Source organism: Fulvimarina endophytica, assembly GCF_003403015.1.
GTDB classification, from domain to species: domain Bacteria; phylum Pseudomonadota; class Alphaproteobacteria; order Rhizobiales; family Rhizobiaceae; genus Fulvimarina; species Fulvimarina endophytica.
Map to the genome: position 1 here is coordinate 40,004 of NZ_QURL01000003.1, position 24,535 is coordinate 64,538.

Here is a 24,535-nt window from a genome sequence, read left to right on the forward strand (position 1 = left end):
CCATGGGGCCCGCGCGAACGCCGCTCCTCTCCCGCCGAGCCTTCCTTGCCGGCGCCGGCGCGGGCTTTGCCGCAAGCCTCCTTCCCCGGGAGGCCGAGGCCTTCGAGCGCGCCGACGCGCTCTTTGCCTCCGCCGTTCGCCGCCCGGACGGCTCCTTCGGCTGCGCGGTGTTCTCAGAGACCGGCGCGATCCTCTGCGACGTGCCGCTGCCCGACCGGGGCCACGACGTCGCCTTCGATCCCGTCTTCTCGCGGGCCGTCGCCTTCGCGCGCCGCCCGCGCACCTTCGCCATCGTCTTCGATCCGTCGACGGGCCATGTCGAGCGCAGCCTCGCTTCTCCGCAAGGCCGGCATTTCTTCGGCCACGGCTTCTTCTCCCCGGACGGGCGGCTTCTCTACGCCACCGAGAACGACATGGCGGCCGCGCGCGGCCTCGTCGGCGTCTACGACGTGGAGCGGGCATTCGCCCGCATCGGCGAGTTCGACGCCCATGGCATGGACACCCACGAGGCGCTGCTGATGCCGGATGGCGAGACGATCGTCCTTGCCAATGGCGGCATCGAGACCCATCCCGATTATGGCCGCCAGAAGCTGAACCTTCCGACCATGGACCCCTCGCTGGTCTTTCTCGACCGGCGCACCGGGGATCTCCTCGCCCAGCACCGCCTGCCGGCAGCGCTCCACCAGCTCTCGGTGCGCCACCTCGCCATCGACGGCGCCTCGCAGGTCTGGTTCGGCTGCCAGTACGAGGGACCGGCGGCGGATCTGCCGCAGCTCGTGGGCTTTGCCACCCCCGATGCCGGCATGACCCTTGCCGACCTGCCGCGCGAGGGGCTCACGGGCCTGTCGAATTACGTGGGATCGGTCGCAGCCAGCCGGGACGGCGCGCGCATCGCGCTCGCCTCGCCGAGGGGCGGGCGGCTTCTCGTTCTCGATGCGAGGGACGGGCGCCTTCTTCAGAGCCGGGCGATGGCCGATGGCTGCGGCCTCGCGCCCGCTTCGTCGGGTTTCCTCGCCACCAGCGGCGAAGGCGCGATCCTGACGCCCGGCCGGGCGAGCGGTTTCGGCGAAGGGGCCGGAACACGCGCGCCCTGCCATTTCGACAATCACGTCCTGTCGCTGCGCCTTGCGGCCTGAAGCCGCCTTGCCGGTCGCCGCGCCATGTGACGCTGCTCGGCCTGATCCAGAATTTTGAGGATCGCCAGGCGCTCGCCCTCGTCCAGCCGCCCGATCGTCTCGGCCATGCGATTGGCGAGATGGGTGGTGGCCGGCGGCAGGCCGCCGGTATCGATGGTGATCTTCGGATGGGAGCGCTCGGCGAGCGTCTGGAGCTCCTCGGCCTCGTCCCAGATCACCCCGAGACAGCCGATGATGCGGTTGACGAGGTCGAAGGTCGGCTTGCCGCGCCGCCCGTGTTCGAGCGCCGAGAGATAGGCGCTGGAGACGCCGATGGCCTCGGCCATCTGGGCCTGGGTCATGCCGCGCTCGCGCCTGAGCGCCCGCAGGTGTTCGCCGAAGGGTGTCATCGCCCGGAGCTTCGCCGAATTTCCGGCCTCGTCAAGGCTTGCGGATGCGCACATAGAGCGCGCCCTCGCCGCCATGATGGCGCTCGGCGCTCTCGAAGGCCGAGACCAGCCGGCGGAATTCGGTGCCCGCGAACCAGAACGGCACCATGCGCTTCAAGACGCCCCGCGCCCCGTCCGGCTTGCCCCGCCCCGTGATCACGAGAACATGGCGCAGCCCCATGACCTGCGCCTGGCGCAGGAAATTGGCGAGCGCCTGATGGGCATGGTCCTGGGTCATGTCGTGAAGATCGATCCGCGCGTCGATCGCGATGCGGCCCTTGGAGATCTTGCGCTTGGTCGGCCGCTCGATCGAGGGCTGAACCTTCAGCGCGCGCTGGCCGTCCCGGCGCCCGGCGGGAGGCGGGGCAGGCATCGGGCCGCTCTCTTTGAACGCAGGCTGCAGCGCGGGCGGGGCCGCCGTCTCCTCGGGCGGCAGGGCGGGCGGGCGCTTGCCCTTCATCGGCACGGCGGTGCGCGCGACGCTCGCCCAGAGCCGCCGGTCCTCGGCCGAAAGCGGCCGTGTGCGCACCCGCTTCATGATCCGCGCCGGGCAAGCAGGCGATCGGCCAGCCGGTGCGGCACGAAGACGGCGAAATCGCAAGAATGGCGCACGCCGCCCGCGATCCGCCCCGCTTCATCGCCTGAGCCCAGGAAGAGATCGCCGCGCGCATTGCCGAGAATCGCCGAGCCGGTGTCCTGGGCAACGACCACGCGCCGGAAGGGCGCCCCCTCTATGACGAGCCCCTCGGCCGCGATCAGATAGGGAACGCCATAGGTCGCCCGCTCCCGGTCGACCGCGATCGAGGCGAGCGGCGTCAGCGGCACCTTGGCAGCGCCCACGGGCCCGGGCGCTGCCGCGTCCACCGGGTGCTCGGCGAAGAAGATGAAGGAGCGGTTCCTATCGAACAGGTCGCGAAGCCGCGACGGATGACGGGCGAGCCAGTCGCGGATGCCGGCCATGTCGGCCTCGGCAAGCGTGAGTTCCCCCGTCTCCACCAGAACCCGGCCGATCGCGGTGAAGGGATGGCCGGTCTTGGCCGCATAGCCGACGCGCATGGCCGAGCCATCCTCTAGGCGCAGCCGCGCCGAGCCCTGCACATGGACGAAGAAGGCATCGACCGGGCTTTGAAGAAAGGCGATTTCCAGCCCACGTCCGGCAAGGAAGCCGCGCTCGATCGCGCCCCGGTCGGGATATTCCTCGAGAAGCCCCGAGGGCAGGCGGCGGGCGAAGCGGAAATCCTTGTCCATGCCCGGCGGCCGGTTCACGTCGTCGACCTTCACGAGGTCGTCGGGCCGGGCATAGAGGGGCACGGCGAAGCGTTCGCTGCGCACCCGCGAGGCCTCGATCTCGGGCTCGTAATAGCCGGTGAGAAAGCCCGTCCGCCGCGCCGAGCCCGCTTCGGGGAGGAGCCGCAGGAGGGTGAAGTGCGAGCGGAAGAAGGCGGCGGCCCCGGCCTCGCCCGGCGCCTCGTCCATGGCGAGGGCCGCGCGTGCGGCCGTCTCGTAGGCCGCAGGCTCCAGGCCGAGAGTTCCGGCCCCGTAGCGCCCGTCCAGAAGCCCCGGCGCGCTCCGGCGAAAGGCGGAGAACCCGGCCGCGAAGCCGGGCGCGCCGGTGTTCGCAACCGCGTCGTCGAGCTTGGCGAAGGGGGACATGGCGGGGCCTTCGAGGCGCTCGCCCTCAGTCTTCGGACTCGGTGCCCACCAGCTTCCAGTTCGGATCGCGCGACTTGGTGTCCCGGCCGAAGGTCCAGATGTCGCGCACTTCGACCACCGTCTCCATGTCGCCGTCGAGGACGTCGCCCTTGGAATCGAGGGTCGCGGAGATCATCTCGGAGATGATGCGGGTCGTCACCAGCGCCTCGCGGCCGCGCAGCTCGGCCGAGACGATCTTGGCGTCGTCGATGCCGATGAAGGAGGAGCGCATGGTCTCCCCGCTCGCCTCGCGCGCCGAGATCGCGGCCTCGAACCCCTCGTAGACCTCGGGCGAGAGAAGGTTCTTCAGAACCGTGCGGTCGCCTTGCGCGAAGGCGTCGACCACCATCTCGTAGGCGATCTTCGCGCCCTCGATGAACTCTTCCGGGTCGAAGGCGGGATCGGCGTCCTGGATGCGGCGCAGTTCCTTGTTGAGCGGCGTGTGCGGCTCGGCCACCTTGTCGATCTTGGCGTAGCGCGGGGCGACCTGCGTCTCCTCGGCGCGCTCGCCCGTGCGCCGGCTCGGCAGGGTCACGACATTGTCACCGCCCGTGTCCTCGGCGCGCTCGCCCTCCCGGGCCTCGCCCGTGCGGTTGCGGCTGTAGGGATCGTAGGGCGGACGCTCGTTTCCGGTCCGCCGGCCGAGCACGTTGTAGAGCTGGAACAGGACGATCGCGGCCAGTACGATGATGAAGATCGTCCCGAAACTCATGATGCGGCAAACCTTTGGATTCTCTCAGGGCGGGGTCGGCGGAAGTCCGGCCTCATATAAGGGGAACGGTGCGCTCATTCAAATCGGCCGCGCCGCTTCCTATATCGAGGCTTAACCTGTTCTGCGACAGGCCCGCACGGTGCGCAACACGCGCCGGCGCGGCTTCAGCGGAACGCCCGTCCCCGCCAGTGAAGGCCCTCTCATGCCGCTCGCCCTGATCCCGTTCCTGCTTCTCGTCGTCCCGATCGTGGAGATCGGCGTGTTCATCGCAGTCGGCCAGGTGATCGGGCTGTGGCCGACGATCGGCTGCATCATCCTCACCGCCGTCATCGGCTCGCTGCTCCTGCGCCGCCAGGGACTGTCGACCCTTAACAGGATCCGCTCGGAGATCGACGCCAAGCGCATTCCGGGACAGGAACTCGTCTCGGGCGTGATGATCGCGGTGGCCGGCGTTCTTCTCCTCACCCCCGGCTTCGTCACCGATACGCTCGGCTTCCTCCTCTTCATCCCGGCGGTGCGCCATTCGGTCTACGCCTTCCTGAAGAAGCGGGTCGTCGTCATGGGCCCCGGCCAGGGGTTCGGCGCACGCGGCACGCCCACCGGCTATCCCCGTCAGCCGCTCGACGAAGGCGATCTGCGCCGCCGGCCCGTCCAGCCGGACGTGGTCGACCTGTCGGGCGACGAGTTCAAGCGCCGGCCCGATCCCTCCTCCCCGTGGAACGCCGAAAAGGGCGAGGGCGGCCGGGACGACAAGCCGACGCTGCACTGAGGCCTAGTGAGCCGGCGTCGGCCCGCCTTCGACGCATCGAGGGCCGCCATCGTCCCGCTTTCGGGCCGAAACCGGTCGCCGGCACCCTCCCGAGCCTTGTTCGGCGAGGACCTTGCATGTTAGCCCGCTTCCGGCACGTTCGGCGCGAAGCTCAAGGTCCTAGACGGGCCGGCCTTCGAGCGCGATCGACAGAGACGCGGCTCGATCCGGCCGACGCCAACAACGACGCGAAGGAAACACGATGTCCCAGGTAAACGACCAGAACGCCGGCCTCAACGGCAATGGCAACGGCGCTGCTTCCGGCAACGAAGCGGCTCCGCAGCTCAACATCCTCACCCAGTATGTGCGCGATCTCTCCTTCGAGAACCCGCAGGCCCCGGCCGTCCTGCGCAACCGCACCAACGCCCCCGGCATCAATATCGGCGTCAACGTCACGGCCAATGCCGTCGACGGCTCGCAGACCGATTTCGACGTGCGCCTGAAGCTCGACGCCAAGGCCGGCGAGGGCGACCAGACCATGTTCCACGCCGAGCTCGAATATGGCGGCGTCTTCCGCCTCCAGAACTTCAAGGAAGAGCATCGCGTGCCGATCCTCTTCATCGAGTGCCCGCGCCTCCTCTTCCCCTTCGCCCGCCAGATCATCGCCGACGTCACGCGCAATGGCGGCTTCCCGCCGCTGATGATCGACCCGATCGACTTCGCCCAGCTCTTCCAGCAGCGCGTCGCCGAGGAGCGTGCCCGCCAGCAGGTCCAGAACCCGACCCAGGTCAGCTGACGCGCGGGGTTTCCACCGAAAACCTCATGTGACGAGCCGGGGCGGCAGGCGCTCCGGCTTTTCTCGTTGGGCTACGCCTCGAGGCGTTTGACCGGGTCCGAACGATCGAACCTGCACCCCTGCCCGAACGACACGGCCCCTTCGGTCCGAGACTTCAGATGCCGTTTCCGATCCTCATCGACGCCCTCGACCTGATGGGCACCTTCGTCTTCGCCCTCTCCGGCGCGATGCTGGCCGTGCGGCGCGATCTCGACATCTTCGGCATCGTCGTCCTTGCGGTGGCGGCGGGTCTTGCCGGCGGCCTCGTGCGCGACATGCTGCTCGGCGCCCATCCGCCGGCCGCGCTCGCCGACAGCCGCTATCTCCTGACGGCGCTGGCAGCTGGCGTCACCGCCTTCTTCCTCAACAGGCAGATCGAGCGCGTGACGAAGCCCGTGATGGTGCTCGATGCGGTCGGCCTCGGCCTCTTTGCGGTCGCCGGCACCCAGAAGGCGCTGATCTTCGACATCGCCGCCCTGCCGGCCATCGTGCTCGGCATCCTCACCGCCGTCGGCGGCGGGGTGGTGCGCGATCTTCTCGTGACGGAAGTCCCGCGCGTCCTGCGCGAGGAGGTCTATGCGCTCGCCGCCCTTCTCGGCGCGGCCGTGGTCGTCGCCACCGATCGCTTCCAGCTTCCCGAGGGCCCGATGGTCGTCGCCGCGATCTGTCTCACGGTGCTGGTGCGCGTTCTCAGCGTCTGGCGCGGCTGGCAGGCGCCCAAGGCCCCGAAGCCGCCGAAACCCCCGAGAACGCCGTAATTCCCGGCGCAGCGCCGACGCGCGATCTCACTCGGCCGCGAGCGCGCCTTCCCCGTCCCCGTCCCGGGTCAGGTAGCGACGCCACATCGCCTCTGCGCCGAGGGTCTCGACGAAGGCGAGATGGGCGGCGATCTCGGCCTCGGTGAGACGCGGGGCGAGCGGCACCTTGCGCGGGCCGACGGAAACCGGCCCGCCCATCAGCGCCGCCTCGTCCTCCTCCGCGTTCACCGTCAGGCCGAGCGAGGACTGCCGCCCGCCGATCAGCTCGATATAGACGTCGGCGAGGAGTTCGGAATCGAGAAGCGCCCCGTGCTTGTCGCGCCGGCTCGTATCGACCGAGAAGCGCGAGCACAGCGCATCGAGGCTCGCCGGCGCCATCGGGAACTTGCGCCGCGCCATGGCGAGCGTATCGATGATCAGCGAGGGCTCGATCGGCGGCTGGCCGATCCGCTTCAGTTCGGCATTGAGGAAGCCGGCGTCGAAGGAGGCGTTGTGGGCGATCAGCTTGGCGCCCGCGAAGAAATCGAGAAAGGCCTCCGCTATCTCCTCGAAGAGCGGCTTGTCCATCAGGAACTCGTCCGAGATGCCGTGCACGTCGAACGCCGCCGGGTCCACCTTGCGGCCGGCCGGGCGGATATACTGGTGATAGGTCTTGCCCGTGGGGATGTGGTTCCACAGCTCCACCCCGCCGATCTCGATCACCCGGTCGACGGTGTTGTCGAGGCCGGTCGTTTCCGTGTCGAACACGATCTCGCGCATGGTGCCTCTCCTCTCGCTGGACGGACCCGTTGAAACCCGTCTGGGTGCCCGCCGCAAGGGGGTCGGGGCGCCCGATCCTCCGTCGTCCCCGGACACGTGACCGGTGTTCCCGTTCCGTTTCCATCACTCTCGCAAATGGTCCGGCGGCGCTCGCTGAATCCCGCGCCCGATCTATACTAAGGGCGGCATGGAACCGGTGACGGCAGTCCGCCCGCCCTCGCCGGACACGCGCCACGGACACGGAGCCCCACCCGATGAGCCTCGGACTGATCGCCCTTCTCGACGATATCGCGGCCATCGCCCGGACCGCCGCGGCCTCCCTCGACGATATCGGAATGCAGGCGGCGAGAGCGGGAACGAAGGCCGCGGGCGTCGTCATCGACGATGCCGCCGTCGCGCCGCGCTACGTCACGGGCTCTGCGCCCGAGCGCGAACTGCCCATCGTCTGGCGCATCACCCTCGGCTCCCTGCGCAACAAGCTCCTCTTCCTCCTGCCGATCGCGATCCTCCTGTCGGAATTCGCGCCCTGGGCGATCACGCCCCTCCTCACCCTCGGCGGCCTCTATCTCTGCTACGAGGGCGCCGAGAAGATCTTCGAGTGGGTCGTGCCCCACAAGGCCCATGCCCATGAGAAGAAGGTGGGGGCGAAACCCGAGGATCCCAAGGTTCTCGAGGATCGGCGGGTGGCGAGCGCGATCTCGACCGATTTCATCCTTTCGGCCGAGATCATGGCGATCACGCTTGCCAACATGCCCACCGACAACGCGATCTGGATGCGGATCGTCGTCCTCGCCATCGTCGCCGTCGGCGTGACGGTCGCGGTCTACGGCGCCGTCGCGATCATCGTGAAGATGGACGATATCGGCCTTGCCATGGCGCGCTCGAAATCGGGCGGCGCGATTGCCGCAACGGGCCGGGGCATCGTCGTCGCCATGCCCTATTTCCTGAAGCTGCTCACCGTGGTCGGCACCGCCGCCATGGTCTGGGTCGGCGGCGGCATCCTCGTCCATTCCCTCGCCCATTACGGGCTGACTGGCATCGAGCACGGCCTCGAACATTACGGCGAGACCGTCGCCCATGCGGTCGGCGCGATGGAGGGCTTCCTCCACTGGCTGGTCTTCGCGGCGGGCTCGGGGCTTCTCGGGCTTCTCGCCGGCCTCGTCCTCATCCCGATCGTCGGCAAGGTGATCGCCCCGCTCTACCGATCCGTCACCGGCAAGAGCGAGACCGCCGCCCATTGAGGCCAAACGGCTCGTTCGAGGGGTTCGCGCTCGCGCCTTGAGAAGCCGCGCCTCAGTAGTCGGCGGCGGGCTGGGTGAGGAGCATGGCGCTGTTCTCCCAGCCGGCGCTGCGCACCTCGGGCGACGGGCTCGCGCAGGCCGACAGGACGAGAAGGGTGGCAAGGCCGAGGATCGTGGCACGCATGACGGCGAGGCTCCGCTTTCGAAGAGGAATTGTGCGGGGCGCTCCCCGTCCCTTGCCCATACACCATCGCCGCGCGATCGGCAGCGCCCCGCCGGCAACAGGCCGGAGGCGCCTTCCCTTCGCTTCGCCGCGCCGCACCGCAAACCGGTTTCCAGCGTTCGGTCCGATGCGCTAAAGCCTCGGACCCGATTTGAGAATCGGGTCCGAGGCTCCTGTTTTTTGCTGACGCATCGGATGGCCCGAAAACCGGGTCCACTTTTCGGTCCGATGCGCTAGAGCATCGTCAAACGGCGCATGAGCCTCAAGGCCGCGCGACCGTCACGCTTGAGGAAGGCCAGAACGACCATGACCGATACCGGCGATCTCTCCCAGCTCGGCCGCCAGGCCGAGACCCCCGCCTCGCCCGAAGAGGCGGTGCTGGAAACCGTGCCCTATGCGGGCAGTGAGGGCCCGCCCACCCTCGTGCGCTTCACCTGCCCGGAATTCACCTCGCTCTGCCCGGTCACCGGCCAGCCGGACTTCGCCCATCTCGTCATCGACTACGTGCCGGATGCCCGCCTCGTGGAATCGAAGTCGCTGAAGCTGTTTTTGACGAGCTTCCGCAATCACGGCGCCTTCCACGAGAGCTGCACGGTGATGGTCGCAAAACGCATCACCGAGGCGACGCGGCCGAAATGGCTGCGGATCGGCGGCTACTGGTATCCGCGCGGCGGCATTCCGATCGACGTCTTCTGGCAGACCGGCCCCGCCCCCGAAGACCTCTTCCTGCCCGATCAGGGCGTTCCGACCTATCGCGGACGCGGCTGAGACGAGGCCGGAGGCGAAAGGGCGGCCCTCACTCGCGGGCGAGAACGCCGCTCTCCCAGCCCAGCATCGCACGCTTGCGGGTTAGGCCCCAGTGATAGCCGGTGAGCGCGCCGGTGCGGCCCACCACCCGGTGGCACGGCACCACGAAGGAGATCGGATTGCGCCCGACCGCCGCGCCGACGGCCCGCGCGGCCTTGGGCGCGCCGATGCGGGCGGCGATCGCCGAATAGGTGGTGGCGGTGCCGAAGGGAATTTCGCTCAAGGCCTCCCAGACGCGCACCTCGAAGTCGGTGCCGATCAGCACCACCCGCAGCGGCGTCTCGGCCCGCCAGGCGCCCGGCTCGAACACCCGCTTCCGGTAGGGGGCGGTGAGGCTTTGATCTTCGCGGAACGCCGCGCGCGGCCAGCGTCGGCGCATGTCGGCGAGCGCGGCCGCCCGTCCCTCCTCGCCGTCTTCCGCAAAGCCGATGCCGGCGAGCCCGCGCTCGCTCGCGGTCACGATCGCAAGGCCGAAGGGCGTCTCGTGAAACCCGTAGACGAGGGACAGCCCCTCGCCCTTCGCCTTGTAGGCCCCCGGCGACAGCGCCTCATGCTTGACGAAGAGGTCGTGCAGGCGCGAGGGGCCGGACAGGCCCACCTCGAAGGCGGCGTCGAGCAGCGGCAGCCCGTCCGAAAGGAGCCGGCGCGCATGGTCGAGGGTGACCGCCTGGAGAAAGGACTTCGGCGTCAGCCCGCACCAGCGCCGGAAGAGCGTGACGAGACCCTCCTCGTCCACCTCCAGCCGGCGGGCGAGTTCGGCAAGGCTCGGCTGTTCGCGATAGTCGAGCGAGATCCGCTCGATCGCCCGGCGCACCAGATCGTAATCGGCCGCCTCGCGCGAGCCGCCCGCCTCGGATCGCAAAACCTCCCCGTGCGCGGTCGGCGCGGATGCCCGATCGGCGATGGCTGCGGGCCGGCCTTCGGTCTTTGCGTCCTGGGTTTCGGTCATGGTCTCGAACATGGCACGGTTCTCCCTTCGAGGGCAGATGGCCATGGGAGGGGGCACGGACGCCACCCGTTTTTTCGCGCCCGCCGCCGGATGATCCGCCCCGGCCTATCCGACGCGTCAGCCGCGTTTCGCCTCGCCCAGCGCCTCGTTGAAGGCCTTGGCGAACGTCTCCCGATCGTCGAGATGGAGGAAGGCGCCGATCTCGGTGGTCCGCCCCCGGCTCGCCACATGCATGCCGGTGATGCCGATCTCCTCCATGCGGCTGATGCGGAACCGCGTCCAGGCGGGCAGGTAATGGGTCTCCCTCACCCGCCCGCGCGGCGAGATCTTGCGGATCGACAGGTCGTTGCGCGAGATCGACACCTCTTCGCGGGCGGTGCCCGAGGCGAAGCTGAACTTCAGGGCGAGATAGAGGATCAGGATGTCGAGGCCGAGAAAGCCGAAGACCGGCCAGGCGCCCATGGAGGCGAAGGCCGCGCCCGCGCCCAGGCACACGGCGCCGAAGAGCACCATGGTCACGATGAAGCCGCGCCGCCCGAGCGAGCGATAGGGCGTCAGCAGCGCCTCGAAGATCGGCCGGTCGGCATCGGGGACCGGGTTCGCGTTCTGCCTCGAATTGTCATCCATCGCGGGCGACTCTAAAGCATCGGACCGGAGCCTGCGAACCGGTTCGCGGACGATCCGATGGGAAACCAGAAGACCGGAGCCCGAAAGCCCGCTCCGTCGGGAACGGGTCATCGGGCGCCAGGGACGGCTATGACGGACAAGATCGACACATCGCCCGGCGGAATCAAGGCGTCTTCGAACCCGGCGCGCGAGACGCCTGCGGCAAATGGCGCAAGGCCCGCGCGCGTCGCGGCCGGGAGCGGGACCGGGACCAAGGCGGCTGCGAAGCCCAAGCCCAAGCCCAAAGCGAAGCAACGCGCCCCCCGCATCCCCTATGCGCCCGAGGAGATCGCCGAGATCTTCCGCCGCTTTTCGGTGCAGCGGCCCGAGCCCGTGCCCGAGCTCGAACACTCCAATCCCTTCACCCTCCTCGTCGCCGTCGTCCTTTCGGCCCAGGCGACGGATGCCGGCGTCAACAAGGCGACGCGGGGCCTCTTTGCGGCCGCCGACAATGCGGCGGCCATGGCCGGTCTCGGCGAGGAGACGATCCGCGAGCACGTGAAGACGATCGGCCTCTACCGCAACAAGGCGAAAAACGTCCTCGCCCTCTCCCGGCAGCTCGTGGAGCATCACGGTGGCGAGGTGCCCGCCGATCGCGCCGCCCTCGAAGCCCTGCCCGGCGTCGGGCGCAAGACCGCCAATGTCGTCCTCAACACCGCCTTCGGCGAGGAGACCCTCGCCGTCGACACCCATATCTTCCGGCTCGGCAACCGGCTGAAGCTCGCCCCCGGCAAGACCGTGGACGAGGTGGAGGAGCGGTTCCTGAAGATCATTCCGCCCGCCTACCGGCGGCACGCCCATCACTGGCTGATCCTGCACGGTCGCTATGTCTGCAAGGCGCGCAAGCCCGATTGCGGGGTCTGCGTCATCGCCGATCTCTGCCGGGCCGAGGAGAAGACGAACGATCAGCCGGCCGCGCTCGTCGAACTCGCCGCCACGGCCCCACCCGTCGCCGGCTGAGCCCCATCCCGTCGAACCACGTCCGGTCGCGCGCCCTTGCCGCCTATAGGGATATTGAGCATAGTATAGCCATTCAAGGCTATACTCTGTCCTAAAAGACTCGATATGGATCCCGTCCGCAATCCCTTCGCGCCGGGCGCCGGCTCCCAGCCTCCGGAACTTGCCGGCCGCGCGGAGATCGTCACCGCCGCCGACACCGCGCTCCAGCGCGTTCTCATCGGCCGACCCGCCCAGTCCCAGATGTTTCTCGGCCTGCGCGGGGTCGGCAAGACCGTCCTCCTCAACCGCATCGAGCGCCTCGCCGAGGACCACGGCTTCCTCACCTCCTTCATCGAGGCGCCGGAGGACAAGCGCCTCGCCGATCTCCTCTACCCGAAGATCCATCAGGTGCTGCGCAAGCTCTCTCTCGTCGAGGCGGCGAAGACCGCGAGCCACCGCGCGCTGAAGGCCCTGCGCAGCTTTGCCGGCGCCTTTCGCATCAAGGTCGGCGATTTCGAGGTCGCCGTCGACCCCGAGCCCGGCCTGGCCGACAGCGGCAATCTCGAATACGACGTGACCGAGCTCTTCCAGAGCGTCGGCGAGGCCGCGCGGGCGGCAGGCCGGGGCTGGGCGATCCTCATCGACGAGGTCCAGTATCTCTCGCCCGAGGAGCTCGGCGCGCTGATCGTCGCGATCCACCGGGTCAATCAGCGTTCGCTTCCGATCCTCCTCTTCGGCGCCGGCCTGCCAGCGATCGCGGCGCTTTCGGGCGATGCCAAATCCTATGCCGAGCGGCTCTTCGTCTTTCCGAAGGTCGGCCCCTTGAGCGCCGTGGACGCGGCCAACGCCATCCGCCAGCCGATCGAGGAGGAGGGAGAGAGGATCGAGGAGGATCTCGTCTCGGCCATCGTCGGACTGACGGAGGGCTATCCCTATTTTCTTCAGGAATGGGGCTATCAGGTCTGGAACGCCTCGCCCGGCTCGCCGATCGCGATGGCCTGCCTTCAGCCGGCGCGAAAGGAGGCCCTCCGGCGCCTCGACGACGGCTTCTTCAAGGTCCGCATCGAGCGCCTGACGCCGAAGGAGCGGGACTACGTCATCGCCATGGCGCGCCTCGGCACCGGGCCCTATCGCTCGGCCGACGTCGCCGACGGGCTCGGCGAGAAGCTGACGACCCTCGGGCCGCGCCGGGCTCAGATCATCGCCAAGGGCATGATCTACAGTCCCGGCCATGGCGACATCGCCTTCACGGTGCCGATGTTCGAGGCCTATCTGAAGCGCCACTGGATCCGTGACTGACAGGGGCGCAGCCGCACGATGCCGCCCGCAGCCGCCCTGCGCCGCTCTCTGCCTCGGCGGGCCTTTAGCGGGCCCCGAGCCGCACGGCCTCCTCTCCCAGGCCCACCAGTCCGCCGTCCCTGGCCGCCAGCCTCTGGTGGAGATGGACCATGAAGGATGCGGCAAAGAGCGGCGTCAGCACGTTGAGAAAGGGCACCGACAGGAAGGCGGCGACGACGAGGCCGGCGAGGAAGACCGAGGAGCGATGGCGCTCGCGAAACTCCCGCGCGGCCTCTTCCCCGCGATATCTGAGCGCGGCGAACTCGAAATATTCCCGGCCGAGCAGATAGCCGTTCACCACGAAGAAGGCGATGAGGTTGATCCCCGGCACGAGCAGCAGCGCGAAGGCGAGGAGATTGCCGAGAATGACGATGCCGAAGAACTTGATCGACAGGATCATGCCCGGAAGGATCGGCATCTCCACCCCGCGCGGCGAGCCCGGATAGGAGCGCGTCTCCACCACCTCGGCCACGTCGTCCAGGAAGAGGCCGGCGATGATCGCGCTGATCGGCCCGATAAGAAAGGCGAGACCGATCGCGAGGACGAAGCCGAGACCCCAGACCGCCGCACTGCCGATCTGGTCCACCCAGGCCGGAAGCTGCGGGAAGAGGTCGCTCACCAGCGGCAGGACATAGCTCTCGAAGCCGAAGCCGATCGCGAACCAGAGGCCCACCAGCACCACCGCCGACAGGCCGAGCATCTTCCACAGCGCCGCCCGGAACGGCTCGGAAAAGATATCGGCCAGGGCAAGCCGCGCGCTCGTGAAGATCATTGTATGGGCTTTCGGACGGTCCGAGGAGATCGTTGTCCGAAATAAGAAGGCGGTTTCGTGCACACAAGCACCAGCGCGGCGAGGTCTCTTTTCAAGAACGCCGGCGTCGGCCATATGCTCTGCCATGACCAAGAAGTCCGAACTCCCCGTCAAGCTCTGCGTCCAGTGCGGCAAGCCCATGGTCTGGCGCAAGAAGTGGGAGCGCAACTGGGACGAGGTCCGCTACTGCTCCCAGCGCTGCCGGCGCGAGGCCAAAGCCGGCGTGCCGGGCCGATACGTGCCGCCCGAAGGCGGCGGCGAGGACTGACCGGCCCGCCCTTCCTGGATTTACGTCCTCATCGCCCGCCCGCCCCTCGCCTGTCGCCTGTCGCCCGGCTCGTCCTGGAAGGCCTGAGGCCGGGTCCCCGCGATCAGGGCCGGTCCCGAACGCAGCGGACCTCTGCGTAGAAACCCTCAATGCGCGTAGAGATCGCGCCGGGTCGGCGGCACCTCGCTCGCGCCCTTGCCGCGCCTCGAGGCCAGCGTCTGGTAGATGAGGATGCCGCCGCGCGTGAAGCCGAGCGAACAGCCGGCGAGATAGAGCAGCCAGAGCCGCGCCTTGCGCTCGCCGGCAAGCGCCGAGGCCTCGTCGAAGCGGGCGAGCAGCCGGTCGTGCCAGAGCTTGCAGGTCAGCGCGTAGTGCTCGCGCCAGTCCTCGATGTCGTGCACCTCGAAGCGGTGCTTTTCCAGCATCCGCGTCGAATGGCCGATATGGTCGAGTTCGGCGCCCGGAAAGATGTAGCGGATGATCGCCCGGTATTCGGGCGTCCCGCGATGGAAGGCCCGCTCGCTCTTCTTGGCGGGCCGCGTGATGGCGTGGTGGAGATAGAGCCCGCCCTTGCGGAGCAGCTTGGAGACCGCGCCGAAATAGGCCTCGTGGTTCTTGAAGCCCACATGCTCGTACATGCCGATGGAGGCGATCTTGTCGAAGCTGCCGGTCAGCGCCTGGAACGGCTTCAGCTCGATCGTGATCCTGTCCTGAAGACCCGCTTCGCGCACCCGGGCGGTCGCGAGATCGAACTGCTCCTGGCTCAGCGTCACCCCGTGGCCGGAAACGCCGTAGCGCGAGGCCGCATGGATGAGGAGCGCGCCCCAGCCGCAGCCGATGTCGAGAAACCGCTCGCCCGCCTTCAGCCGCAGCTTGCGGCAGATCATGTCGAGCTTGTCCTCCTGCGCCTTGTCGATGTCCTCGTGCCAGCCGTCGAAATAGGCGCAGGAATAGAGCATGCGCTCGTCGAGGAAGAGGCGGTAGAAGTCGTTGCCCACGTCGTAGTGATACTGGATCGCCTCCTTGGAGGAGCCGCTGCGCCGTCCATCCTCGCCGCCCACGGCCTCCTCGGCGCCCGCCTTTCGCGACAGGCGCCAGAGCGCCGGCAGCGCTTTCGCCAGCATCGCCTTTCGGATCTGTCGCCGCGCATCCTTCGTGCGCACGTCCGAGCGCAGGCGCGAGAGATCGAAGAACGTGCCGCCGGACAGGTCGATCCCCTTGTCCATCCAAAGGGCGATCGCGCGCCCGAGCGAGGGGCGCATCACGAGCCGGGCAAGCCCCGCCGGATCGGCGAGAACGAGCGCCGGGCCTTCCGCCTGTCCGAGGCGCTGGCCGTCCCACAGAACAACCCCGAAGCCCGGCTTGAACACGTCGACCACGTGGGAGACGACGTCCTTGAGGCGCGCCTCGTCGTCGTTGAGGGCAGGCGATACGGCAGGGGCCATGGGAAATTCCGTCATCTGGAAGGCGATCGAAGAGCGCGGTTCGCAATTTGTCCGGCGGCATGCTGCACTGCACGCATCGATCCGGGCCGCTTGTCGTTGTCGGTTTACAGCATCGGACCGAAAAGTGGACCCGGTTTTCGGGCCATCCGATGCGTCAGCACGAAACCGGAGCCTCGGACCCGACCCTTAAATCGGGTCCGAGGCCCCAGGACCAGCGCGAACCGAAAGGCAATTGTCCATGCGCCTCCCTCTCATCGCCCCCGAAGACCTCACCGAGGAGCAGAAGCCGCTCTACGACGACATGAAGGCCGGCATCTCCTCCACCTTCAACGCCTTCACGGCGGTCGCCGACAACGGCGCGCTGATGGGTCCGTGGAACCCCTGGCTGCAGGAACCGAAGATCGGCAAGGCGATCTGGGACCTCACCAAGATCATGTCCATGGAGGCGACGCTGCCGCCCAAGGCGCGCGAGATCGCCATCCTCGTCACCGGCGCCCACTTCAATTCGGCCTACGAGATCTACGCCCATGTGGCGGTCGCCGAGGAAAAGGGCATCGACGAGCAGCAACTCGCGACGCTGGTCGCCGGCGTCAAGCCGACCGGCCTCGAAGGGGAGGAGGAAGCGGCCTACGACGTCGCCTATGCCCTCGTCACCGGCTCGGTGCTGCCGCGCCCGACCTACGACATGGCCGTGCGCGTCTTCGGCAAGAAGGGCACCCACGAGCTGATCTATCTCGTCGGCCTCTACTGCATGGTCTCCATGACCCTCAACGGCTTCAACGTGCCGGTGCCCGAGGAGGACGAATAGGGAGAGGAGCGGGTGCGGCGAACCCTACGGCATCGGACCGAAAAGTGGACCCGGTTTTCGGGCCATCCGATGCGTCAGCAGGAAACAGGAGCCTCGCACGCCGCCCTCGCCGGGCGGCCCGGCTCCGGTTGACCCTCCGGCGACCGGCGGTGTAGACTTCGCCGCACCGGATCGGACCTCGTTCGATCCGAGCCCCTGTGGTGGAATTGGTAGACGCGCGCGACTCAAAATCGCGTTCCGAAAGGAGTGCTGGTTCGATCCCGGCCAGGGGCACCACCCCATCCCGACCCGACCTGGCGCCTATCCCGGACCCGACCCGGCCCGGCCCAATTTGGCACGGCCGGAGCTTGCCCGACATCCGCGGACCTTACCGACCATCGTTGAAGGGCCGGCCCCGTGCCCGGGAGAGCGCCGCGACGGGCCGAACCGGGCAGAGCGCCGTTCCGCCATCCTCCGCCTGCCGGCTTCGCCCCACGGCGCCGGGCGTCCCTTACGCCGCATTCGTGCCGCGCCGTCTCACGCCCGCACGCTCCGTCGGCCTCGGCGGCGGCCCTTTCGAGACCGAGGCGATCGGGACCGGGGCGATCACCGCCGGTTTTCGCGCCGCCGGCACGGCCACACGCTCGAGACCGGCGCGAACGGCCGGGTCGAAGAGGTGAAAATCAAAGGCATCGAGACACGCGCCGTCGAAGAGATCGAACACGGTGTCCTTGTCGTTCACAGGCATGGCATCATCTCCAAAACCCCTTTGAAATCAAAGGGACTTCGCCACGACGCTAGATTTAGTAAGTTAAAGATACATTACGTCACGTGTCATTTTTTAATCTGGGGTTGCAGACGGTCGTAGCAGCAGCAGCGGCCGATTCGGTGCCCGGCCAACCGTCTCCAGTCCATCGCCGGACCGCCCCCGCGCCCGGCCTCGCGGCCGCTCCCGGACCATCGGGCTGAACCCGGAGCCCGGTCGACCGCGCGGGTCCGATGCCCTCCCCTCGCCTGATGCGACGAAAAGGCCCGGCCTCCGCACGATCCACAGCGAGACCCCGAATGCCGAGGCGGCGCATCCGGTCGCGATCCAGTCCGGCGTCCGGCCCGCGTTTCGTCCGCCTCAGGGTGTCTGGAGCAGGCGCTCCAGATAGCGGCGTTCCTGGTCCGGCGAGAGCTGGTCGCCGAGCCGGTCGCGGATCTGGTCGAGGATCTCGCGCGCCCGCTGGGCGTCGATCTCGTCGGGAACGTCCACGTCCTGGCCGAATTGCGGGCCTTGCGTCTGGCGCTGGCGGCCGAGCGGGTCGCGCCCGGTCTGCTGGCGCTGCTGGCCCTGCATGCCGGGGCCGTTCTGTCCGCCCGGCTGGCTGCCCGGCTGCCCCTGGCCCTGCGCCTGCTGCATCTGGTTCATCATGTCCTGGGCGCCCCGGCGCATGGCCTCCATGGCCCGGCCCTGTTCGCCGACGGCCCGTCCGTCATTGCCCTGGCCGAGCGCGCCTTCGGCCTCACCCATCGCCTCGCCCGCCTCGCCGAGATCCTCGGAGGGCTCGAAGCCCTGCTCGCCGAGTTCGGACTGCATCTGTTCGAGCTGCTTCTGGAGTTCGCTCTGGCGCTTGCCGAGGGCTTCCATCTGCTCGGCAAATTCCTCGGGCGTCATCCGCTCGCCCTGTTCGCCGTCCTGCCCGTTCTGGCCCTCCTGTTGCGGCTGGCCGTTCTCGCGCGGCTCGCCGGGCATCCGCTCCTGGGACTGGCGCTGCTGCTCGCGATACTGGCGGCGGCCGAGATCGTAGGTCTCGTCCATCAGGCGCTGCTGCTCCTGCAGGAGTTCGCCCATGCGGTTCATCTGTTCCTGCATGGGATTCTCGCCCTGCTGGCCCTGCTGCTGCTGGCCGGGGCGCATGGCCTGGAGGGAATCCATCATCTGCTGGAGCTCGGAAAGGAGCTGCTGGGCCGCATCCTTGGAACCCGACTTCGCCAGATCCTCGATCCGGTCGAGCATCTCGTCGATGTCCTTCTGGGACAGCTCCTGCATCTCGCCCATCTGGCTCTGATCCTGGGGCGGCTGGTTCTGCATGGCGCGGGCATATTCCTGCAGATATTCCTGCATGGCCTCGCGCAGTTCCTGCATCAGGCGGTCGATCTCCTCGTTCGAGGCGCCGTTCTCCAGCGCGTCGGCGAGTTCCTCGCGGGCATCGCGCAGCCTTTGTTCGGCCAGCGACAGATTGCCGTCCTCGATGCCGAGCGCGATCTCCCACAGGAAGTCGACGGCGCTGATCAGCCCCTCGTCGTCATAGGCGGTGGCGATGCGCGAGCGCGCGGCCTTGAGGGCGAGATAATCGGACGCGTTCTCGATGAAGGTGTCCCCGTGAAGGGTCACCGCATCCAGCATTTCCAGGACGCGCGGAACCGAATTGGCGTCGAGGGCGAGGATGCGGCGCTGCTCGACGACGGCGCGCGCGAGCGGGTTGCGGAACCGTCGTTCCGGCAGGGTCACCATGCGCGTGTCTGAGCGTCCGGTCTGGCCGGCGGCATCGGTGGCAAGAAGCGTGATGGCGACGTTCGCGCCCGCATAGGGGCTTTCGTCGAGATTGGCGACGGTGCGCGCCTCGCTGCCGTCCTGGCTGCGGCGCGGCAGAGCGAGACGGATCTCGGGCGGCTGGACGAGCGGGCGGGCATCGCCCGGGATCTGGTCGTCGGCCACCTCGATTTCGGCCTTCGCGGCGGCGATGCCGTAATCGTCGGAGACCCGATAGGCGAGTTCCAGCCCGTCGCCGCGCTCGGCCCGGCCCGGCGGCGCGGTGAAGGCGATCTCCGGGTCTTCGTCGGGGGTCACCTCGATCCGCCACTCGCCGTGATCGAGGAGGGTCGAGGAGAGGGAAGCGGTGCCGCTCTCGGTCAAGGCGAGTTCGTAGGAGGCGGGGCCGGAAGGCTCGGTATTGGTGGCGGTGCTGGGCGCCTCGGCGGCGCCGGCGCCCGCCTCGCCGCCTTCGGGCCCGAGGGCCGCCGCGCCCTTGGCGCTCGGCAGAACGCGCATTCTCTCGGCAGCGTCCCGCTCGGGCGAGAAGGAGAACTCGATCCCGCTCGCATCGGAAACCCGGACCGACAGCGTCGAGCCTTCGGGGGCGATGATCGGCCCCTCGCCCGCGCTCTCGTCGACGCCCGGCCCGGCAAGGAAGATCGGCGCACGGCCGGTATAGGCCGGCGGCGTGATCCAGGCGTCCACGCGCCGCTCGGCGATGGCAAGGCCCGAACGCGGCATGACGAAGGCATCGGCGACGCGCCCGCCGCTCGGCCCCAGCGAATAGGCAAAGCTCGTCACGAGGAGGAGGCAGACGATGGCGCGAAGGCCGTGCGGGTCGAGACGCTCGGTCTGGGTGCGCACCGGGCCGCCGGACAGGTGCCGCAGCCGCTCGGCCATGCGCCGCTTGTGCTCGCGCCACAAGGCGAGCGCGAAGGGGTCGGAGGTCGTCGACAGGGTATCGGTCTGGGTGCGCAGGGGCTGGTGGGCGAGCTGGCTCGCGATCTCGATGCGCGCATCCACTTCCGAAGCGCTCGGCCAGCGGATCTTGCGGTTGCGCAGCAGCACCGCGACGGCGGCGCCGACGAAGCCGGCCAGCACCACGAGGCGCAGCCAGAACGCCATGGCCGCGAACAGGCCGAACCAGGACAGGGCGAGGAAGGCGGACAGAACGAGGGCAAGGCCCAGAACCAGCGGCCAGGACCGTTCGAGGACGAGGGCCGTGCGCGCCATGCGGCGCGTCGTGCCGATCCGCGCGATCTCCCCTGCCGGACGCTTCCGCAGCTGATCGGTCATGTTACCTCGAAAGCTCAACAAGCTTTCTTTTTATCAGGTTTTGAACGAGAAGCGAGGCGTTTGACGGGACTGTGAACCCGCCTGCGACGGCATGCGCCGGCCGGGGCGGCGAAACGAGGCCGCAGGCTGCCCGTCTTGGGGCGCGCAAAACCCCTCCCCTCCGGCCCCTCCCGTCCGGACAGGCCCGGCCCGGCCCGCTCAGCTTTCGAGCCAGTCCGGCAGGCTGTCGAGGCCGATCAGCTCGTCGAGGGTCTGGCGCGGGCGAACGAGCGCGTAGTCCTCGCCCTTCACCAGGGTCTCGGCCACGAGAGGGCGCGTGTTGTAGGTCGAGGACTGCACCGCGCCATAGGCGCCGGCCGAGGAGACGAAGACGAGATCGCCCTCGGCGAGCGCCGCCATCTCCCGGTCGCGGCCGAGATAGTCGCCGCTCTCGCAGACCGGCCCCACCACGTCGGCGGTGATCCGAGGGGCGCCGGGCGCGGGCTCGGCCACCGGCTGGATCTCGTGCCAGGCCTCGTAGAGCGTCGGGCGGATGAGGTCGTTCATCGCCGCGTCGACGATGACGAAGGTCTTGCCCTCCTCCTTCTTCACGTAGAGGACGCGCGAGACGAGGATGCCGGCATTGGCGACGAGCATCCGGCCCGGCTCGAAGACGATCTTGGCGCCGAGATCCTTCACATGGCGCTTGACCACCTCGGCATAGGCATGGGGCTCGGGCGGGGTCGCGTCGGCATTGCGATAGGGAACGCCGAGCCCCCCGCCGAGGTCCACATGGCTGATCGTGTGGCCCTCGCCCCTCAGGCGCCGCACCAATGCCGCGAGCCGGTCGAAGGCCTCGTCGAAGGGTTTCAGATCGATGATCTGCGAGCCGATATGCATGTCGATCCCGGTGACCTCGATCCCGGGAAGCCGCGCCGCCTTCGCATAGACCTCGGGCGCGCGATCATAGGCGATGCCGAACTTGTCGGACTTCTTGCCCGTCGAGATCTTGGCGTGGGTGCGCGCGTCGACATCCGGGTTGATGCGGAAGGAGACATGGGCGGTCGTGCCTGCATCCACCGCCCGGGCCGAGATCAGTTCGAGCTCGTTCTCCGATTCGATGTTGAAGCAGAAGATCCCCATGGCGATGCCCATGTCGATCTCGTGCAGGGTCTTGCCGACGCCCGAGAACATGATCTTTTTGGGATCGATGCCGGCCCGCATGGCGCGCAGCAGTTCGCCGCCCGAGACCACGTCGGCGCCGGCGCCCAGGCGCGCGAGCGTCGTCAGCACCGCCTGGTTCGAATTGGCCTTCATGGCGTAGCAGACCATCGCGTCGATATCGGCGAAGGCCTCGGAGAACACCTTGTAGTGCCGTTCCAGGGTAGCGGTCGCGTAGCAGTAGAACGGGGTGCCGATCTCCTCGGCAATGCGCGAGACGGCGACGCCCTCGGCGTAGAGTTCACCGGCCCTGTATTCGAAGTGGTTCATGGGGTCTCACGCGGCGCTGGGCCTCGCCCTTGAGGGAGGCTCCGTGAAGAGAGGCGCGGGCCGCCTGGCCGCGCGCGATGCGTTCAGGCGCGCGCCGTGAAGGTCCGGAGCGGCGCGGGCGGCAGACTCAGTTGAGGAGCGGGTCGAGGAAGAAGGATTTTCGCGTAGCGCCCGGGGTCCGCGCGATCTCGGACGCGCCCACCTGCCGTTCGGAGCCGGTCGTGACCTGGCCGATGCGGGGCGCTGCGAGCGGGCTCGTCGTGCGCGTCCGGTTCATGCCGATGATCTGGGTGCCGCCGCTCTGGTCGGCCTCGGTGATGCCGACGGGCGGGCGATCGCTCTCGGGCGCGTTCGGCAGGCCCTTCACACCGCAGGCCGACAAGGCCAGAGCGATGAGGGGTCCGCCCAGAATGGTCGCGCCGCGCCATGCGTTTCTCATACCCGTCTCTCCGAGATTCCCGTTCGCCATCGGCCGATCGTGATCCCTCTTATCGTCGCCACGCGCGAAATGCACCGGATTTGCGGCAACACTTGCCCGAGGAAACGGCGAGGGCCCTCCTGGAGCGCCGGTTCAGCCCGTCTTCGCCAGCTTTTCGCGCCAGGCCTTCGCGCTGGCGCGCACATTGTCGGGCGCCGTGCCGCCAAAGCTCGTGCGGCTTGCGACCGAGGCCTCGACGGTGAGGACCGAATAGACGCCGTCCGTGATCGCCGGATGCAGCGCCTTCATCTCGTCGAGCGTTAGATCGGCAAGGCCGACGCCCTTCTCCTCGGCCCTTGCGACGGCCCGGCCCGTCACGTGATGGGCCTCGCGGAAGGGCAGGCCCGCCTCGCGCACCAGCCAGTCGGCAAGATCGGTGGCGGTGGAGAAGCCGTGGCCGGCAGCCGCCTTCATCCTGTCCGTCACGATGGTCATGTCGCGCACCATGCCGGTGGCGGCCGCGAGCGCGAGGTTCAGGGAATCGATCGCGTCGAAGACCTGCTCCTTGTCCTCCTGCATGTCCTTCGAATAGCTGAGCGGCAGGCCCTTCATCACCGTCAGGAGCGAGATCAGCGCGCCGTTGATGCGCCCGGGCTTGGCGCGCACCAGTTCGGCGGCGTCCGGGTTCTTCTTCTGGGGCATGATCGACGAGCCGGTCGAGAAGGCGTCCGACAGCTTCACGAAGCCGAATTGCGGCGTCGACCAGATCACGATCTCCTCGGCCAGGCGCGACAGATGGGTCGCGCAGATCGCGGCGAAGGAGAGGAATTCAAGCGCGAAGTCCCGGTCCGAAACCGTGTCGAGGGAGTTGCGCGTCGGCTCGCGGAAGCCGAGCGCTTCGGCCGTCTGGTGGCGGTCGATCGGAAAGCCGGTGCCGGCAAGGGCCGCCGCGCCCAGCGGGCATTCGTCCATGCGCGACAGCGCGTCGCGGCAGCGCGACAGGTCCCGGCCCGCCATCTCCACATAGGCGAGCGCATGGTGGCCGTAGGTCACCGGCTGGGCGACCTGGAGATGGGTGAAGCCCGGCATCACCGTATCGGCATGGGCCTCGGCCTTGTCGAGCAGCGCCTCGATGAAGGCGGTGAGCCCGGCCTCGAAGCCTTCGAGCGCCGATTTGACGTGGAGGCGAAAGTCGAGCGCCACCTGGTCGTTGCGCGAGCGCGCCGTGTGCAGGCGTCCGGCGGCCGGGCCGATGAGCTCGGCAAGGCGCGCCTCGATGTTCATGTGGATGTCCTCGCGCTGGCGCGAGAAGGCGAAGCGCCCCTCGGCGATCTCTACGCGGATGGTCTCCAGCCCGCCGATGATCGCGTCGCGGTCGCCGGCCGAAAGGATGCCCCGGTCGGCGAGCATCGCCGCATGGGCTTTCGATCCGGCGATATCCTCCTCATATAGACGCTTGTCGTAGTCGATGGAGGCGTTGATCTCCTCCATGATCGCATCGGGACCGGAGGCGAAACGTCCGCCCCACATTTCGTTGCTGGTCGTCTGGCTCATGGGAAACGCTTTTACGAGGTTCGAGGGGTCGAAATGGCGGACAACAAGCCGGCAGGGTCCGGCAGGGTTCTGGGATTGGCGGTGGCCGGCGCGCTCGCCGCCGGCATCGTCGCGGGCGCAGGCGTCCTATACGTGACGGGAAGCCTCCAAGGCAACGCGGGCGATAGCGTGGCCTCGGCCACCTGTCCCGCCGATCCCGCGCTCGCCGAGGCGATCGACGAGGCCGCGCGCGGCGAGGTCGCCGCCGTCTCCGCCGTCGCCGAGCCCTTCGACGTGTCCGCCGTCGCCTTCAAGGATGGCAACGGACGCGAGATGACCCTTGCCGATCTCTCCGGCCGCACGCTCCTCGTCAATCTCTGGGCCACCTGGTGCGCGCCCTGCCGGGCCGAGATGCCGGCGCTCGACGAATTGGAGCGCAGCGAGGGCGGCGAGGACTTCTCGGTCGTGCCGATCAACGTGGATACGGGCGCGGACGACAAGCCGAAGGCCTTCTACGAGGAGACGGGGCTGACGGACCTGCCCTTCTACCGGGACGAGACCATGGGCGTCTTCCAGAACCTGAAGAGCCAGGGCACCGCCTTCGGCCTGCCGGTCACGCTCCTCGTCGATCAGGCGGGCTGTGCGCGCGCGGCGGTCAACGGCCCGGCCGAATGGGCGAGCCCCGAGGCGGTCGACCTCATCGAGACGGTGCGCTCGCGCGACGCGAAAACGGGCGCCTGAGGGGCGCCCGTTCG

General features: G+C 68.5%; 26 protein-coding genes and 1 tRNA gene. 12 read left to right on the forward strand and 15 right to left on the reverse strand.

The genetic code is table 11. From position 1 onward, the window contains the following. The first annotated feature begins 2 nt into the window (after nt 1-2). Nucleotides 3-1,136 (forward strand): DUF1513 domain-containing protein, encoded by a 1,134-nt coding sequence (locus DYI37_RS06750; RefSeq protein ID WP_199520101.1) that lies wholly within the window; start codon nt 3-5, stop codon nt 1,134-1,136. On the opposite strand, the gene DYI37_RS06755 is transcribed toward DYI37_RS06750, so the two are convergent. The 4 genes from DYI37_RS06755 to DYI37_RS06770 are packed head-to-tail and all read right to left on the reverse strand — an operon-like array spanning nt 1,106 to nt 3,968. Next, complete coding sequence (locus DYI37_RS06755) at nt 1,106-1,525, reverse strand: helix-turn-helix domain-containing protein (protein WP_116682937.1); 420 nt, start codon at nt 1,523-1,525, stop codon at nt 1,106-1,108. The genes DYI37_RS06750 and DYI37_RS06755 overlap by 31 nt on opposite strands. A 31-nt stretch (nt 1,526-1,556) precedes the next feature. After that, nucleotides 1,557-2,102, reverse strand: a complete 546-nt coding sequence (locus tag DYI37_RS06760) for a Smr/MutS family protein (protein ID WP_116682477.1) — start codon at nt 2,100-2,102, stop codon at nt 1,557-1,559. Continuing rightward, on the reverse strand, nt 2,099-3,217 hold the full coding sequence (gene mltA, locus DYI37_RS06765) for a murein transglycosylase A (protein WP_116682478.1): 1,119 nt from the start codon (nt 3,215-3,217) through the stop codon (nt 2,099-2,101). The genes DYI37_RS06760 and mltA overlap by 4 nt, the downstream gene beginning before the upstream one ends. 25 nt (nt 3,218-3,242) lie before the next feature. Then, nucleotides 3,243-3,968: a Tim44/TimA family putative adaptor protein gene (locus DYI37_RS06770; RefSeq protein ID WP_116682479.1), complete on the reverse strand. Its 726-nt coding sequence runs from the start codon at nt 3,966-3,968 to the stop codon at nt 3,243-3,245. Nucleotides 3,969-4,170: 202 nt separating this feature from the next. Here DYI37_RS06770 and DYI37_RS06775 point away from each other — a divergent pair, with 202 nt between their 5' ends. The 3 genes from DYI37_RS06775 to DYI37_RS06785 all read left to right on the forward strand — a co-directional run bounded on the left by DYI37_RS06775 (nt 4,171) and on the right by DYI37_RS06785 (nt 6,309). Next, entirely contained in the window at nt 4,171-4,737 is a 567-nt protein-coding gene (locus DYI37_RS06775; RefSeq protein WP_116682480.1) for an FxsA family protein, read from the forward strand. Nucleotides 4,738-4,978: 241 nt separating this feature from the next. Then, nucleotides 4,979-5,512, forward strand: a complete 534-nt coding sequence (secB, locus tag DYI37_RS06780) for a protein-export chaperone SecB (RefSeq protein ID WP_116682481.1) — start codon at nt 4,979-4,981, stop codon at nt 5,510-5,512. A 158-nt stretch (nt 5,513-5,670) separates the two neighbouring features. Further along, nucleotides 5,671-6,309 (forward strand): trimeric intracellular cation channel family protein, encoded by a 639-nt coding sequence (locus DYI37_RS06785; RefSeq protein WP_116682482.1) that lies wholly within the window; start codon nt 5,671-5,673, stop codon nt 6,307-6,309. A 27-nt stretch (nt 6,310-6,336) separates the two neighbouring features. Here the strand turns inward: DYI37_RS06785 and dnaQ are convergent, their stop codons facing one another. Further along, nucleotides 6,337-7,068, reverse strand: coding sequence for a DNA polymerase III subunit epsilon (gene dnaQ, locus DYI37_RS06790; protein ID WP_116682483.1), 732 nt, complete (start codon nt 7,066-7,068; stop codon nt 6,337-6,339). A 254-nt stretch (nt 7,069-7,322) separates the two neighbouring features. Between dnaQ and DYI37_RS06795 the strand changes: the two genes are divergently transcribed. Beyond that, the gene (locus DYI37_RS06795; RefSeq protein ID WP_116682484.1) at nt 7,323-8,309 is read left to right on the forward strand and encodes a DUF808 domain-containing protein; all 987 of its coding nucleotides are present in this window, start codon (nt 7,323-7,325) and stop codon (nt 8,307-8,309) included. A gap of 52 nt (nt 8,310-8,361) precedes the next feature. Here DYI37_RS06795 and DYI37_RS20420 read toward each other — a convergent pair whose 3' ends face one another. Further along, nucleotides 8,362-8,493, reverse strand: coding sequence for a hypothetical protein (locus DYI37_RS20420; protein ID WP_280987007.1), 132 nt, complete (start codon nt 8,491-8,493; stop codon nt 8,362-8,364). Nucleotides 8,494-8,838: 345 nt separating this feature from the next. Here DYI37_RS20420 and queF point away from each other — a divergent pair, with 345 nt between their 5' ends. After that, nucleotides 8,839-9,300 (forward strand): preQ(1) synthase, encoded by a 462-nt coding sequence (queF, locus tag DYI37_RS06800; protein WP_116682485.1) that lies wholly within the window; start codon nt 8,839-8,841, stop codon nt 9,298-9,300. A gap of 28 nt (nt 9,301-9,328) precedes the next feature. Here queF and DYI37_RS06805 read toward each other — a convergent pair whose 3' ends face one another. Further along, nucleotides 9,329-10,300, reverse strand: a complete 972-nt coding sequence (locus DYI37_RS06805; protein WP_116682486.1) for a bifunctional helix-turn-helix domain-containing protein/methylated-DNA--[protein]-cysteine S-methyltransferase — start codon at nt 10,298-10,300, stop codon at nt 9,329-9,331. A 105-nt stretch (nt 10,301-10,405) separates the two neighbouring features. Further along, nucleotides 10,406-10,915 carry a DUF2244 domain-containing protein gene (locus DYI37_RS06810; RefSeq protein WP_116682487.1) on the reverse strand — a complete coding sequence of 170 codons (510 nt, stop codon included), beginning with the start codon at nt 10,913-10,915 and terminating at the stop codon, nt 10,406-10,408. Between the two features lie 129 nt (nt 10,916-11,044). Here DYI37_RS06810 and nth point away from each other — a divergent pair, with 129 nt between their 5' ends. Continuing rightward, nucleotides 11,045-11,914, forward strand: a complete 870-nt coding sequence (gene nth / locus DYI37_RS06815; protein WP_116682488.1) for an endonuclease III — start codon at nt 11,045-11,047, stop codon at nt 11,912-11,914. A gap of 105 nt (nt 11,915-12,019) precedes the next feature. After that, entirely contained in the window at nt 12,020-13,192 is a 1,173-nt protein-coding gene (locus tag DYI37_RS06820) for an ATP-binding protein (RefSeq protein WP_116682489.1), read from the forward strand. Nucleotides 13,193-13,256: 64 nt separating this feature from the next. Here the strand turns inward: DYI37_RS06820 and DYI37_RS06825 are convergent, their stop codons facing one another. Then, nucleotides 13,257-14,003 (reverse strand): sulfate transporter family protein, encoded by a 747-nt coding sequence (locus DYI37_RS06825; protein ID WP_116682490.1) that lies wholly within the window; start codon nt 14,001-14,003, stop codon nt 13,257-13,259. Nucleotides 14,004-14,127: 124 nt separating this feature from the next. On the opposite strand from DYI37_RS06825, the gene DYI37_RS06830 reads away from it, so the two are divergent. After that, a complete protein-coding gene (locus DYI37_RS06830) occupies nt 14,128-14,310 on the forward strand; it encodes a DUF2256 domain-containing protein (RefSeq protein ID WP_116682491.1) in 183 nt (60 codons plus the stop codon). Between the two features lie 146 nt (nt 14,311-14,456). On the opposite strand, the gene DYI37_RS06835 is transcribed toward DYI37_RS06830, so the two are convergent. Continuing rightward, nucleotides 14,457-15,755: an SAM-dependent methyltransferase gene (locus tag DYI37_RS06835; protein ID WP_116682939.1), complete on the reverse strand. Its 1,299-nt coding sequence runs from the start codon at nt 15,753-15,755 to the stop codon at nt 14,457-14,459. A gap of 238 nt (nt 15,756-15,993) precedes the next feature. Here DYI37_RS06835 and DYI37_RS06840 point away from each other — a divergent pair, with 238 nt between their 5' ends. Continuing rightward, nucleotides 15,994-16,563 (forward strand): carboxymuconolactone decarboxylase family protein, encoded by a 570-nt coding sequence (locus DYI37_RS06840; RefSeq protein WP_116682492.1) that lies wholly within the window; start codon nt 15,994-15,996, stop codon nt 16,561-16,563. Nucleotides 16,564-16,754: 191 nt separating this feature from the next. Further along, nucleotides 16,755-16,839: transfer RNA gene (locus tag DYI37_RS06845), tRNA-Leu, on the forward strand. Nucleotides 16,840-17,053: 214 nt separating this feature from the next. On the opposite strand, the gene DYI37_RS06850 is transcribed toward DYI37_RS06845, so the two are convergent. From DYI37_RS06850 to argH, 5 genes are all read right to left on the reverse strand, one after another. After that, nucleotides 17,054-17,290 carry a hypothetical protein gene (locus DYI37_RS06850; protein WP_116682493.1) on the reverse strand — a complete coding sequence of 79 codons (237 nt, stop codon included), beginning with the start codon at nt 17,288-17,290 and terminating at the stop codon, nt 17,054-17,056. 378 nt (nt 17,291-17,668) lie between these two features. Continuing rightward, complete coding sequence (locus DYI37_RS06855) at nt 17,669-20,359, reverse strand: TIGR02302 family protein (RefSeq protein WP_116682494.1); 2,691 nt, start codon at nt 20,357-20,359, stop codon at nt 17,669-17,671. A gap of 198 nt (nt 20,360-20,557) precedes the next feature. Continuing rightward, nucleotides 20,558-21,829 (reverse strand): diaminopimelate decarboxylase, encoded by a 1,272-nt coding sequence (gene lysA, locus DYI37_RS06860; protein ID WP_116682495.1) that lies wholly within the window; start codon nt 21,827-21,829, stop codon nt 20,558-20,560. A 127-nt stretch (nt 21,830-21,956) separates the two neighbouring features. Beyond that, complete coding sequence (locus DYI37_RS06865) at nt 21,957-22,298, reverse strand: hypothetical protein (protein WP_116682496.1); 342 nt, start codon at nt 22,296-22,298, stop codon at nt 21,957-21,959. A gap of 102 nt (nt 22,299-22,400) precedes the next feature. After that, nucleotides 22,401-23,801 (reverse strand): argininosuccinate lyase, encoded by a 1,401-nt coding sequence (gene argH, locus DYI37_RS06870; protein ID WP_116682497.1) that lies wholly within the window; start codon nt 23,799-23,801, stop codon nt 22,401-22,403. A 33-nt stretch (nt 23,802-23,834) separates the two neighbouring features. On the opposite strand from argH, the gene tlpA reads away from it, so the two are divergent. Then, nucleotides 23,835-24,521: a thiol:disulfide interchange protein TlpA gene (tlpA, locus tag DYI37_RS06875; RefSeq protein WP_116682498.1), complete on the forward strand. Its 687-nt coding sequence runs from the start codon at nt 23,835-23,837 to the stop codon at nt 24,519-24,521. The last annotated feature ends 14 nt before the right edge of the window (nt 24,522-24,535 follow it).